General features: G+C 36.9%; 15 protein-coding genes. 10 read left to right on the forward strand and 5 right to left on the reverse strand.

The genetic code is table 11. From position 1 onward, the window contains the following. The first annotated feature begins 3 nt into the window (after positions 1–3). The 7 genes from WA1_RS23960 (at position 4) to WA1_RS23990 (ending at position 4,179) form a co-directional block, all read left to right on the forward strand. Positions 4–222, forward strand: a complete 219-nt coding sequence (locus tag WA1_RS23960; protein WP_017740009.1) for a hypothetical protein — start codon at positions 4–6, stop codon at positions 220–222. 71 nt (positions 223–293) lie between these two features. Beyond that, on the forward strand, positions 294–674 hold the full coding sequence (locus tag WA1_RS23965; RefSeq protein WP_017740008.1) for a hypothetical protein: 381 nt from the start codon (positions 294–296) through the stop codon (positions 672–674). Next, positions 640–1,032 (forward strand): hypothetical protein, encoded by a 393-nt coding sequence (locus WA1_RS23970; RefSeq protein ID WP_017740007.1) that lies wholly within the window; start codon positions 640–642, stop codon positions 1,030–1,032. The genes WA1_RS23965 and WA1_RS23970 overlap by 35 nt, the downstream gene beginning before the upstream one ends. Then, positions 1,019–1,594 (forward strand): hypothetical protein, encoded by a 576-nt coding sequence (locus WA1_RS23975; protein WP_017740006.1) that lies wholly within the window; start codon positions 1,019–1,021, stop codon positions 1,592–1,594. The genes WA1_RS23970 and WA1_RS23975 overlap by 14 nt, the downstream gene beginning before the upstream one ends. A gap of 61 nt (positions 1,595–1,655) precedes the next feature. After that, positions 1,656–2,240 (forward strand): hypothetical protein, encoded by a 585-nt coding sequence (locus WA1_RS23980; RefSeq protein WP_148662751.1) that lies wholly within the window; start codon positions 1,656–1,658, stop codon positions 2,238–2,240. Positions 2,241–2,242: 2 nt separating this feature from the next. Continuing rightward, positions 2,243–3,628 (forward strand): hypothetical protein, encoded by a 1,386-nt coding sequence (locus WA1_RS23985; RefSeq protein ID WP_017740004.1) that lies wholly within the window; start codon positions 2,243–2,245, stop codon positions 3,626–3,628. A 185-nt stretch (positions 3,629–3,813) separates the two neighbouring features. Beyond that, the gene (locus tag WA1_RS23990; RefSeq protein ID WP_017740003.1) at positions 3,814–4,179 is read left to right on the forward strand and encodes a hypothetical protein; all 366 of its coding nucleotides are present in this window, start codon (positions 3,814–3,816) and stop codon (positions 4,177–4,179) included. A gap of 104 nt (positions 4,180–4,283) precedes the next feature. Here WA1_RS23990 and WA1_RS23995 read toward each other — a convergent pair whose 3' ends face one another. From WA1_RS23995 to WA1_RS24000, 3 genes are all read right to left on the reverse strand, one after another. Beyond that, positions 4,284–4,550, reverse strand: coding sequence for a hypothetical protein (locus WA1_RS23995; protein ID WP_026134316.1), 267 nt, complete (start codon positions 4,548–4,550; stop codon positions 4,284–4,286). A gap of 30 nt (positions 4,551–4,580) precedes the next feature. After that, positions 4,581–4,817 carry a hypothetical protein gene (locus tag WA1_RS55275; RefSeq protein WP_026134315.1) on the reverse strand — a complete coding sequence of 79 codons (237 nt, stop codon included), beginning with the start codon at positions 4,815–4,817 and terminating at the stop codon, positions 4,581–4,583. Positions 4,818–4,938: 121 nt separating this feature from the next. After that, positions 4,939–5,997 (reverse strand): tyrosine-type recombinase/integrase, encoded by a 1,059-nt coding sequence (locus tag WA1_RS24000; protein WP_017740000.1) that lies wholly within the window; start codon positions 5,995–5,997, stop codon positions 4,939–4,941. A 548-nt stretch (positions 5,998–6,545) separates the two neighbouring features. Here WA1_RS24000 and WA1_RS24005 point away from each other — a divergent pair. The 3 genes from WA1_RS24005 to WA1_RS24015 are packed head-to-tail and all read left to right on the forward strand — an operon-like array spanning position 6,546 to position 9,777. Then, positions 6,546–8,411, forward strand: a complete 1,866-nt coding sequence (locus tag WA1_RS24005) for a Mu transposase C-terminal domain-containing protein (protein WP_017739999.1) — start codon at positions 6,546–6,548, stop codon at positions 8,409–8,411. Between the two features lie 3 nt (positions 8,412–8,414). Further along, entirely contained in the window at positions 8,415–9,269 is an 855-nt protein-coding gene (locus WA1_RS24010) for an AAA family ATPase (protein ID WP_017739998.1), read from the forward strand. After that, entirely contained in the window at positions 9,262–9,777 is a 516-nt protein-coding gene (locus tag WA1_RS24015) for a TniQ family protein (protein ID WP_017739997.1), read from the forward strand. The genes WA1_RS24010 and WA1_RS24015 overlap by 8 nt, the downstream gene beginning before the upstream one ends. Positions 9,778–10,205: 428 nt before the next feature. Here WA1_RS24015 and WA1_RS24020 read toward each other — a convergent pair whose 3' ends face one another. Then, positions 10,206–11,390, reverse strand: a complete 1,185-nt coding sequence (locus WA1_RS24020) for an ATP-binding protein (protein ID WP_017739996.1) — start codon at positions 11,388–11,390, stop codon at positions 10,206–10,208. A gap of 108 nt (positions 11,391–11,498) precedes the next feature. Beyond that, complete coding sequence (locus WA1_RS24025) at positions 11,499–13,142, reverse strand: WD40 repeat domain-containing protein (RefSeq protein WP_066613000.1); 1,644 nt, start codon at positions 13,140–13,142, stop codon at positions 11,499–11,501. Between the last annotated feature and the right edge of the window lie 3 nt (positions 13,143–13,145).

A 13,145-nucleotide genomic window follows, 5' to 3' on the forward strand; every position in this document is an offset into this window, starting at 1 on the left:
AAAATGTCAAAGTTTTACAACAACGTTAAATCCAGATTAACCAAACAAGGCTATTCAGGATTCGTAAAGAACGATTATCTAGAAGCCGCAAAACATTTAGGAATCATTGACCTGGAAAATCCAACCACTGACCAAATAAAAGCAGGAGTTGATTACCTAATCAATAAACAATCTTCTCAAATTTCAATTGATGTAACACCAATAGTACAATTGAACCAATAAAAGATTTTGAAAACTCAGTTTTCAAAACTGAAGATGAAGTAAACACTAATGAAATCCAAGGAGAATCTTTAATGAATAACGAATCTGCTCTTTCCGTTCAAAATGAAGTTTCCAACGTGCCAGCAAACACTACTCAGAATAAACCAATCGTTCAGCATATTCTGGAATCGGCACCAAACGAATTAAGAGAAGAATTGATTATTGAATATGCTAATAATCAATTAAGTTCTGCGGCTGAAGTTCTACAAATCAAGCAAGCCATTGATGAAAAAGTTAGAAATTTTCTAGCTATTCAAATGCAAAAGAGCAATGAAGAAAACAGTAATTTTTATACTGAGGTTGTTAATGATTACAAAGAAAAATCAATAGTGGAGGCTGAAAAAAGAACAGAGCGATTTCAAAACCTCCTCAGCAACTTTGACACAAGACTCGCAGAATTCAAGCTTAACTAAAGAAACAGAGGAGATCAAAGGAGAGTTAACGATATTTGGAAAACTTTTAATATTTTTAATATCTTTAACTCTCTTTTCTATTCCTTTATACATGGTTGCATCACATTTTATCTGGATAAGGAATCAATACGAAAAACTTTATCCAGATATTTCTAAAAAAGATTGCAGATATCAGCAACACTGGGAAGATTCTAGATTTTATTTAGTATGCCCCGAAGAAAGTTTAGAATCTTCTAAAGAAAAAAACGATAACTGGGAGAAAGAACAAAATGAGAATCAAAGACTTCGTGAGCAAAAGAAGCGGGAATATCGGCAACAGGTTACAGAGAGATTTAGGTCTATCGTTGGAAGTCCTTGATTCTCAACTACAAGGCAATCCAGAAGCATTGAAAGAATTAGGGGAAACTGCTAGACAAGCAGATTTAATCAATCACTTCTTACCATCTGTAAAGGAACAGTGGAAAAGTATCATTACTGCTCAACGTGACTATAACCAGGCTATTGGAGAACTTATCAGTGAGGGACAAAAATACGGCTTAACCGTTACTAAAGCAGAAGCTCAAGCAGTTCTTAACGAAACTAAATACAATCATGGAATTTCTGAAATAGAGGCTGAAAGCATTGCTCAACAGCTTTTTGAAAATAGAAGACATGAAAATCAAATGGGCTTCATTTCAATGAGAGCCGAAATTGATAATGAATTCCAAGAAGTAGAACATCAGGATAGACTCAAACAGCAAATGGTACGTCCTGCATTAAAACAAATGCAAGAGGACATGGATTATCAATACGAATTAGGCGATCATTATTTAGAGTATGGTGAAAAATCCCAACCTACCTTGATTAATAGAAAAAACTATTTAGGGGCAAGTCAAAATCCTGTAATGAGAATTGCTCAAAGATTAGGAATTGTTCGATAAATTTTTGAAAACTGAGTTTTCAAAATTGAAAAAAAAATGCAACCACTAGCGTCTGACACAAGTGGTTGCTATAAAAAATAAAGTATTAAAAACTATGTTACCTTTTTTTTCTTCTGATAACTCTGATGATATAGATACAAAATATCCTGACCACGTAGAAGAACAGATAAAAGAATTTTCAGATAATTATAAAAAAAGAATAGAAAAAGAAAACAACCATGCTGAAAGAATTAAAAATTACGCTTATCTTAGTGCTGCTTATTTTACTGGAAAAACTTTATTAACCTTAAGTATATCCCCTATGATTATTGCTGTTTCAGTAGTAATTATTGCCATGATTCCCAGTGTTTCGGATTTAGACGGATTTAATGCTAATTATAACAATGGTTTGGAGTTACAGAATATGCAAAAACCTTTATCTTTTATTTTTAAAGCTTTAGGTGCTGGTTTTTTAGCTTACGGAGTTCTAGCTAATTATTACACTCTAAAATCCATGACTGAAAGAACTTATGAAGTAATTGATTCCCAAATACAACAATATGAAGGTAATAACCAACCTACAACAATTCCTGGGAGTGTTGGCGTAATAGCTTCTATAGCTCTCGCAATTGCTGCATTTTACTTTGTTCCCAAAAGACCTAAATAATTATGAATTTTCTTTTTAAAAATAAAGCCGTTTTAGCTTTAATCATCGCTGGCAGTTGTCATTTAGCATCACAGGCTGGAACACAATTTGATAGATTGCAAATATGTTTTGCGCCTTCAGAAGCTTCAAAAGTAACTGGAAGATGTGAAGAAGATGTTGATTTGGTAGTCTTGAAAAATTTTTATGATATTAAAAATTATGCTCAAGGATTGGATGGATTCGAGACAAAATGGTTAAAAACTATCAAAAAATCCATAATCTTTCGTGAACTCCCTGCAACCAATCCTTACATTCCTCTATTTGCTGGAGGAACATTAACAAGTTTGTTATTTGCCTATTATTTTCAAAAACAAAAAGCATCACAATTAGAATTAGAATTTTCTACTGAATTAGAGAAGTTTGCTACCAAAGCTTACGAAAACTGGGTAATAGGTTATCACCGTAGAAGAATCGTTAGCAAAACTAAAGAATTTAAAGCAGAAAAAATCATTGCTAAAGAAATAGTTAGTATGCGATCTCAAGGAGAACTTGAGCATTTGCAACAAGTATTAGATAAAAGTGAAATTTTGGATAATCTAAAATTTGATTTAACAAAAGAACAAATCGTAGAAAAAACTGAAGAGCTAAAAACTAAATCTGCTGAACATATTGATAAGAGAGAAAAGCTAGGTAAAACTTTGAAAAATGATTATAAAAATACTGATAAAAAATTTGAATTAACTCCTGAGTATCAATGGATTAATCAACTTTTGAATCTTCCTTTTAGGATTCTTTCTGGTGCTCAAGGCAGTGGTAAAAGCACTTTAGAAAGATTCATGATTCGATTGATTAAAGATGCTGATTGGCATATAATTTGTATAAATCCCGAAACTAATCCTAATGTTTGGAAGGGTGTAGAAGTTATTACAAATCATCAAGAGATTACTGAATTTTTTGTTAACTTTCCATTCTGGGTAAAAGAAAGACAATCTGAAATAATGGAGAAAGGATTAGATGAAGATGAATATTTGAATACATTGAATGATAAATCGGGCAGAGAAGGTAAAGTTGCAATATTTCTAATGGAATCAAACACTTATGAAGCCTGGGGAATTAATGCAGAAAGTTTTGCAACATTTCTAAAACAGTGTTTAACAAACATTAGAAAATGGGGTTTTACAGTTTGTCTAACTGCCCATAGTGACAATCAAACTTCTATTAGCAGTAAGTTAAAAGGATTTTCTGAAATGATTAACAGTGCTCCCAGGGTTGATTGTATTGCAACCACTACCGATAACGGTCAGGCTGTAAGCAGTGGTAAAGCTCTGCTAAAGATTAAAGGCGTTAAAGACCTCGAACCTAAAGAAGTCAAGCTTTACAACTTTCCAAAAACCAAAGATTTTAGTTAAAATCATTTTTGAAAATCATCTCATTCAGGGATGATTTTTTATTTAAAAAATTTGATTAATCTTTGGCTAACTCAGACTAATTTTAAAAACTGAGTTTTCAAATTTTATATAATTAATTGATAATCTTATAAATAAGTGTTATTATCAAACTATAAGCTAAAAGTCAAAAAAATAAGACAAATTTTATGAAAAAGCGCAAATCAGTTAGATTAAGTTACCAAGAAACTTTAAACTTGCTAAGTCAGGATAAATTTGGTAATTTTTTAGAAAATAATAGAAATTTTTCATATGTTAGCTCGGAAGAAATAATAATTTCTTGCTCAATAGTAAATAATGATTACATTAACGCTTCCAAGCATTCTAAAGGTAAGACTTTCACTACTTATGTAGGGAAGATTGGAGAATTGAAAATTTCAGATTTTGAAATAGCTGCTGAAAATCTTAAATCTAGATGTAATGATTGGGCAGTCGAAAAACAAAAAGCGGATGCGATCGCTGCATTCGAGAAATCTAAAGAATTGTTAGAAAAGTTGGGAATTTCTCAAAATTAATCAAAGATTGTTTATCAGTAGACTTTGCTTAAGGTTTACTTATTTTTTAGCAACCAGTGTGTTTTGCATTCATTATTATTATTCTGAAAAAAAAACTAAATTCATTAAGAGTTTTCTTCCTCAATAAACTTTTTAAGCATAGTGATGCTTACTTTTATTCTTCCTGTTTTACCTGGCATTCGGTAAAAGTGTTTTCCTTGTAATAGTTTACCTTCGTAAATCCATCGTTTAATAGTGCTTTCACTGAAACCTTTACCTAAAATGTTTTTAACGTCTTTAACATCAACACAATCTTCCCAGGGTACTTCTTTAAATAGAGAATTTTTAGGCATGATAAAAAATAATTTAAATTGTTTTGTAATTTCTTCCAATTTTTGAAAACTCAGTTTTCAAAAATTGGATTATGTTAAGGAATCATTATTACTTTCATCTATTTCATTATCATTACTTTGATGTTTATTTGCTCTTAAATCTCTTTTCAATTTCAGTTTTACTTGAAGCATAATTATTTTTCTTAAAAAATTAGACATACTCTCTTCTTCAGGCATAGCTTTTAAAATTAGGGCTTTCTCTTTAGGAGTGACAAAACAACTTAACAATTGATTAGTAACTTGTGTTCTTCTTCTTTTCTTTGGCATAGAAAATCATTAAATTAACTAAAATTAAATATAAAAGTAAAAGCTTTTGTAATACCATTTTCTTAACAAAGTATTACAAAAGCTTGGTTATATTTTTTAAAAAAATATTAAAAATTTTGTTTTATTCTTGGTTGAAAATATCAGGAATCTTATTTTCAATGCCTAAATCAGCATAGTAGTGATTCCACATAGTACTTTGACTATGACCAGTGATTTTTGCCAGCTTTAGAGGACTTAAGCCAGCCTCTAGAGAATGACTTATCATGGTCGCTCTAGTATAGTAAGGCTTACGATAACTAATATTCAGTTTGATTAGCAAAGGTTTCCAAATATAATCACAGAAATATTTTCTGCTTACTTGTTCGGATTTCCGAGTCTTAGCAGTAAAAACATAAATATTAGATTTAGCTTTATCTTTGGAATCGCGTATAACAGCTTTTAATTCTTCAGTTAAAATTAATTTTCGAGCTTTTTTAGTTTTATCTGCAAGTATCCAAACTGACGAAAAATCTTCGGTAACATTTTCCCATTTTAAATTAATAGCTTCACCTATTCGGCAACCACTATAAAATAGAAATTTTACAAAGTTTCTATAATGTTCTGGACAGTTCTCTATAATACTAAAAACTTCTTCTTTAGTGAAAGGTTTCGGTTGTACAGGATTTGGTTTAATTTGCTTTTTAATGATTTTCCATGGTTCGGTATTATCAAACACTGCTGCAAGTTTAATAAGATAAGATTTAATTGTTACTAGACTCAAACCTTCATTTTTTAAATGTTCTAAAAATTTCTGTAAATCTGTTAAATTAGGTTCTTTCTTGCCATAAAAGAAACTTTTATAACGTTTAACGACAGCTAAATAGACATCTTTAGTGCCTTTGGATTTGATTCCACGAACAGTAAAATAGTTTTCCAGCCGTGAATCTATATCTAATTCTTTCTTAGCTTTGTTAACTTTCTCAACCGTTTTCTCTGGTTTATATTTTTTTAACGTTTCGTCAAAGTTCTCAAATATTATATCTAGTTTAATTTGATTGGCAAGTTTTTCAACTGCGATCGCATTAACTTTGGATTCCGATAGTCCTGGAGATAAGTAAAACTTTTCTCCTTTATATCTCCAGTAAAGCTGATAGTTGCCATTTCTTAAACTGATAGATACTTCACCCTTTTTACTTCTCATATTTATTAGAGAATTATTTTTTAAAGTTACCCAAAATTTTTAAACTTTGACTGATTACTTAATTTTAAAACGATTGAGAATCTTTAGGTAACTTTTAAAGGTGTTTTGCAGACATTTTACAGACAAAAAACTTTTTCTTAAATAGATTTTTTAGAGTTCGCTCGTTCTGCTTTCCAGAGATTGGTGGATGACTTCCCAACGACGGTAAGGGAGATAACTTTGCGTCACCCAGGTGAGTGCTTGAGAGGGGGTAGCATCGAGAGGTAATGCTTGGGGTTGGTGTACATTCGCAAATTATATGTCGCAATTCGCAAATTAGTGTCGCAATTACTTCTAATAGCTGAGATCTTTATTGCGTAGGACTTACAAGCTATTTATCCATAAAACTGAGTAATTTGCCTGTTTCGCAAATTAGATGTCGCAAATCCTATTTTCGCAAATTAAATGTCGTTTATTAAGATTTGCCTGTTTCGCAAATTAGATGTCGCATTTTTGCCACATTAGTGGTACTTTAGTACCTAAAGTGTTAATCAGTGGTTTTCACTCCAATGTTAGACGAAGAATTTGAGTTCACTGAGGAATTGACGCAAGCTCCAGATGTTATTGTGCTTGACAAGAGTCATTTTGTGGTAGACCCATCCCAAATTATTCTGCAAACATCGGATAAGCATAAACTGAGATTTAATCTTATCAAGTGGTTCGCTGAATCCCCCAACATTACTATTAAATCTCAGAGAAAACAGGCAGTCGTAGATACCCTTGGTGTTTCTACTCGGCAGGTGGAGCGTCTCCTCAAGCAATATCATAATGGTGAGTTATCAGAGACAGCGGGAGTACAACGCTCAGATAAGGGGAAACTTCGCATCAGCCAATATTGGGAAGATTATATTAAAACAACTTATGAAAAAAGTCTGAAAGATAAACATCCAATGTTGCCAGCAGCTGTCGTGCGGGAAGTGAAGCGACACGCGATCGTTGACCTCGGACTGAAACCAGGAGATTATCCCCATCCAGCCACCATCTATAGAAATTTAGCTCCTTTAATCGAGCAACACACGCGGAAGAAAAAAGTTAGAAATCCGGGTTCGGGATCTTGGCTGACCGTTGTCACGCGAGATGGTCAGCTACTGAAGGCTGACTTTAGTAACCAAATTATCCAATGCGACCATACCGAGCTGGATATTCATATAGTTGATAGTCATGGCAGTTTATTGTCTGACCGTCCTTGGCTAACTACTGTTGTCGATACTTATTCAAGTTGCATTCTTGGTTTTCATTTATGGATCAAACAACCAGGTTCTACGGAGGTAGCTCTTGCCTTAAGACACGCCATTCTACCCAAAAATTATCCTGAGGACTACAAACTTGGCAAAGTTTGGGAAATATATGGACCTCCTTTTCAATATTTTTTTACTGATGGTGGAAAAGATTTTAATTCAAAGCATCTAAAAGCCATTGGTAAGAAATTAGGATTTCAGTGCGAACTACGCAATCGCCCGCCCCAAGGTGGAATTGTAGAACGTCTTTTTAAAACCATTAATACTCAAGTTCTTAAAGAGCTTCCCGGTTACACGGGGGCAAACGTTCAAGAACGCCCGAAAAATGCAGAGAAAGAAGCCTGTTTAACAATACAGGATTTGGATAAAATTCTAGCTAGCTTCTTTTGTGATATTTATAACCACGAACCCTATCCCAAGGAGCCTCGCAACACGAGATTTGAACGCTGGTTTAAAGGTATGGGGGGAAAATTACCCGAACCTTTGGACGAGCGAGAATTGGATATTTGTTTGATGAAAGAAGCACAACGAGTTGTTCAAGCTCATGGTAGCATACAGTTTGAAAACCTAATTTATCGAGGAGAAGCTCTTAAGGCATATAGAGGTGAATACGTCACCCTAAGATACGATCCCGACCATGTCCTGACTTTATATGTCTATAGTTGCGAAGCTGATGATAATGCAGAAGAGTTCTTGGGCTATGCTCACGCTATAAACATGGATACTCATGACTTGAGTATAGAAGAATTGAAAACTCTCAATAAAGAACGAAGTAAAGCTCGTAGCGATCATTACAACTATGATGCTTTATTAGCATTGGGTAAACGCAAAGAACTTGTAGAAGAAAGAAAACAAGACAAGAAAGCAAAAAGGCAATCAGAGCAAAAACGTCTCCGCACTGCTTCCAAGAAAAACTCAAATGTTATTGAACTACGCAAAAGTAGAGCTTCGAGTTCTTCAAGTAAAGATGACCGACAGGAAATTTTACCAGAGAGAGTTTCTAGGGACGAACTAAAGCCGGAGAAGACAGAACTGAAATATGAGGAAAATCTGTTAGCACAGACCGATACTCAAAAACAGGAGAGACATAAGTTAGTTGTCTCTGACCGTAAAAAAAATTTAAAGAATATTTGGTGATTTATGGCGATATCTCAACTGGCAACCCAACCATTTGTCGAAGTCTTACCTCCAGAGTTAGATAGCAAAGCTCAAATTGCTAAAACTATTGATATTGAGGAGCTTTTCAGAATTAATTTTATCACAACCGATCGGTCTTCAGAATGTTTCAGATGGTTAGATGAGCTGCGTATCCTGAAACAATGCGGTCGGATCATTGGACCAAGAAATGTAGGCAAAAGCCGAGCAGTGCTTCACTATCGTAATGAGGATAAAAAACGAGTTTCTTATGTAAAGGCTTGGTCGGCATCGAGTTCTAAACGTCTATTTTCACAAATCTTAAAGGATATTAACCATGCTGCATCAACAGGTAAACGACAGGATTTACGTCCAAGATTAGCTGGTAGTCTTGAACTATTTGGATTAGAATTGGTCATTGTTGATAATGCTGAAAATCTTCAAAAAGAGGCGCTCTTAGATTTAAAGCAACTTTTTGAAGAATGCCATGTTCCTATTGTCTTAGTTGGAGGTAAGGAGTTAGATGATATTTTAGAAGATTTTGATTTGTTGACTAACTTTCCAACGTTATATGAGTTTGAACGATTGGAACATGATGATTTTATAAAAACATTAAAGACAATTGAATTGGATATTTTATCTCTTCCAGAAGCGTCTAAGTTAAGTGAGGGTAACATATTTGCAATTTTAGCTGAGAGTACAGGTGGGAAAATAGGAATTTTAGTCAAGATACTAACTAAAGCAGTTTTACATTCTCTTAAAAAGGGATTTGGTAAAGTTGATGAAAGCATTTTAGAAAAAATCGCAAGTCGTTATGGAACAAAATACGTTCCCATTGAAAACAAAAATAGAAATGATTGAAGATGATGAAATTCGTCTAAGGTTGGGCTATGTTGAACCACACCCAGGTGAAAGCATCAGTCATTATTTGGGACGGCTTCGTCGATTTAAGGCTAACAGCCTTCCTTCAGGATATGCTCTAGGAAAAATTGCGGGTCTTGGGTCTGTTCTGACTCGATGGGAAAAGTTGTACTTCAACCCATTTCCCACTCAACAAGAACTAGAGGCATTAGCACAAGTGATTCAAGTGGAGGTTGAGAAATTAAGAGAGATGCTACCCACTAAAGGTGTCACAATGATGCCTCGACCCATTCGATTATGTGCGGCTTGCTATGCAGAGTCACCTTATCACCGGATCGAGTGGCAGTTTAAGGACAAAATGAAGTGCGATCGCCATCAGTTGCGCTTATTAACAAAATGCACAAACTGTCAGACACCATTCCCCATTCCTGCTGATTGGGAAAAAGGAGAATGCTCGCATTGTTTTTTGTCTTTTGCTAAGATGGTGAAGTGTCAAAAGCGTCGTTAGCGACAAGCCTTGTCTGGCTGCTGGCACGGGATAATTTTGCTGTCAGCTTTTAAAATGTCAAAGCGGCTCGAAATGCTCGTGCTTGAGGACATTGATATGAAAACTAAACTTGGAGAATGTGAGGTGTGTTACTAAAGCGATCGCATTTAATGTGGCACCAGTTTTTGCTAAGTCTTGAGTAAACCGCTAAATAAAACCTACCCAAAGCTACCCATATCTATTCAGATGTGGACTTTTGTGTTGGCTTCCTGCTTCAACCGGGACTGTCGGTGAGACCAGTGCTGTAGGAGGGTATCCCTCCGCAGGCAACTGGCGAACCCGTAAGGGCAGCACCCCGTCCACAGGCTAACCCAGGCAGAAGGAGCAAAAGCTTTGACTGCAAGCTTTTTGTTTGTTATTAATGGTTGCTTTATTTATACCGTGCTGTACTAGCTTGTATGCAGTTGCTTGCCCAACCATCTACGAAAGTTAGAATGGTAAAAACTATAACAAGTTTCTTCGCCAATTTGCTGCGTTTGTAAAAATTCAAACCAATTTTCTAAGACTTCCTCTACATCATATTCATCTCGATCTAGAATTTGGGAAATTGCTTCTACTGAGATCCCTTGTTCTGTGGCAGTCAAAACTCGAAGCACCTCTAATGCAATATCGGACAAACCTTCATTGGTCATTTTCTCCCAATGTTGTTGGTAATATATTTCCAAACTAGGTGGTAATTGATGGTGTTGCAAAGGTTCTGCGTAGAAACTGTTAGTTATACTGCTGATTGTCTGGCTGAGGTACATAAAATTATTTTCGCTTTCAGCAGTTAGGCGATCGCAAAATTCTGCGCCAGATATATGATGACCAAGTAGCCAGGATTTTAAGTTGAGCCTTTCGCTACTTTCTAGATTGTCGTGTTTTTTCAGAGAAGGACTTAATGAGAGATAATATTGAATGTATTGACATAAGTCCTGACGATTTTGCTCGGGAAAATCCGAGAGATTTAGAGTTTCAAATGGTGCTTCTATTAACAAACCCGATTTTTCTCTCAAGAAAGGACGGCGAGCAAGAACCACGTAAACTTTTTCTGGGAGATATCTGGGAAGATAAAAAATATTTGAACCCGGAATTTGATCGCTGTAACTTACTCTATCTAAAGCATCGATAACAACAATCAATTTTTGATGCGGTTCTAATTGGTCGCTCGTTCTTTGAAGCAGAAGGGAGAGATGCCCGCTTCCCTCCGTAGCACTGTGAAAACTAGAATGTAGAGAAACGTTCGTGTCGAGTTCCTGTTCGCGCAACGTGTGCTTTGCGTGTAGGGAGCCATTTTTAACCGGAACAATTTGTTGATATACATCCTTGAAAAATTCCCCAGCACAATTTTTCCCCTCAATTTCAGCATTGTAATAGATAACTTGAGGGTTTTGGGTTACATATTGAGCAAGGATAGCACTTTTACCGCTACCGGGATAGCCAACAATCGTGAAATAACCGCGATTGTAATTTTGAAGAAAGTCAGCGATAGCTCTAAAAACAAAGTCACGACCAACAAAATTCCGGCTTTTTTCCCGAACAACTTGCTGAAATGCTTTCGAGTATTGACTGGGAGGCGGTAACGAGGTACTCATAGTCGTTGAAAACTAAAGCATATTAATAAGGAACATCTGTAGCCAAAGTCGCAGACAGTTGATTTGCGATCGCCAGAGCTAACTTATCTGTTACACGGGTTAAATCATTTATGACAAACCTTCCATACGCAAAAAATGCACCCGCCCCAAACTATCACCAACAGCGATTGTAAGCCCATCGAGTGCAACTGTACAACAAAACAAAGAATTGTCCCCTGCAAAAGTCACAATTATCTCTCTAGTTTCCAGATTCCAAACTTTGAGCGTGGAGTCATCGGACGCAGAAATCACGCGTTTGCCATCAGGAGTCAGCACCAGAGCATTAACCCTGGAGCTATGACCCGTGAGGGTGGACTCCAGGCTGCCCGTTTCCAGATTCCAGACTTTGAGCGTTTTGTCATATGACGCAGAAATCACGCGTTTGCCATCAGGAGTCAGCGCCAGAGCATTAACCCAGTCGCTATGACCCGTGAGGGTGGACTCCAGGCTGCCCGTTTCCAGATTCCAGACTTTGAGCGTTTTGTCATCGGACGCAGAAATCACGCGTTTGCCATCAGGAGTCAGCGCCAGAGCATTAACCCAGGAGCTATGACCCGTGAGGGTGAGAGTGAGCAGTTGCCTTCGAGCGATCAAATTTTTAATCAAAGAGAAAACTCCTTTCCCCGTTTCCAGATTCCAGACTTTGAGCGTTTTGTCATATGACGCAGAAATCACGCGTTTGCCATCAGGAGTCAGCGCCAGAGCATTAACCCAGTCGCTATGACCCGTGAGGGTGGACTCCAGGCTGCCCGTTTCCAGATTCCAGACTTTGAGCGTTTTGTCATCGGACGCAGAAATCACGCGTTTGCCATCAGGAGTCAGCGCCAGAGCATTAACCCAGTCGCTATGACCCGTGAGGGTGGACTCCAGGCTGCCCGTTTCCAGATTCCAGACTTTGAGCGTTTTGTCATCGGACGCAGAAATCACGCGTTTGCCATCAGGAGTCAGCGCCAGAGCATTAACCCAGTCGCTATGACCCGTGAGGGTGGACTCCAGGCTGCCCGTTTCCAGATTCCAGACTTTGAGCGTTTTGTCATCGGACGCAGAAATCACGCGTTTGCCATCAGGAGTCAGCGCCAGAGCATTAACCCCGGAGCTATGACCCGTGAGGGTGGACTCCAGGCTGCCCGTTTCCAGATTCCAGACTTTGAGCGTTTTGTCATCGGACGCAGAAATCACGCGTTTGCCATCAGGAGTCAGCGCCAGAGCATTAACCCCGGAGCTATGACCCGTGAGGGTGCGGATGAGCCGCCCCCCAGGCGGTGTTAAGCTAGGGGTTAAAGGACGCAACCAAGGGTCTTTTTGCTGTTTTAGCATCCCTAGCAAAACCTGAATCTCAGGCGCTTCACATAACATCAAGCGCCCTAATAATTGTCCTGCTAATGGTGTTTTATCCTTACATAAAACATGGGCTGATAATCGCAGTGCTCCTTGAATTAAGGTCAGTGCTTTTACCTTTTCGGTGTCATATTCTGGATTATTTATTGCATCTGGATCGGCATGAATCAGATCGTAGTCACGAATCAGTTCATCAATTCCATAGTCAGGATGGTGAGTTTTGTCTGCCAAAAAATGAAAATTGGTTAGAAATTGAAAATACTTCTCCAAATGTCCGGGCTTATTTGACTTCACCAAATTTGGTAATAAGGCTCCCAAGCGAACTCTTTGGCTAGAAGCACTGGTTTTGGCTGGTTTCTTAAGTTGGTTCTTCATTAT

Origin of the sequence: Scytonema hofmannii PCC 7110 (assembly GCF_000346485.2) — a bacterium.
In the GTDB taxonomy this organism is placed as follows: domain Bacteria; phylum Cyanobacteriota; class Cyanobacteriia; order Cyanobacteriales; family Nostocaceae; genus Scytonema; species Scytonema hofmannii.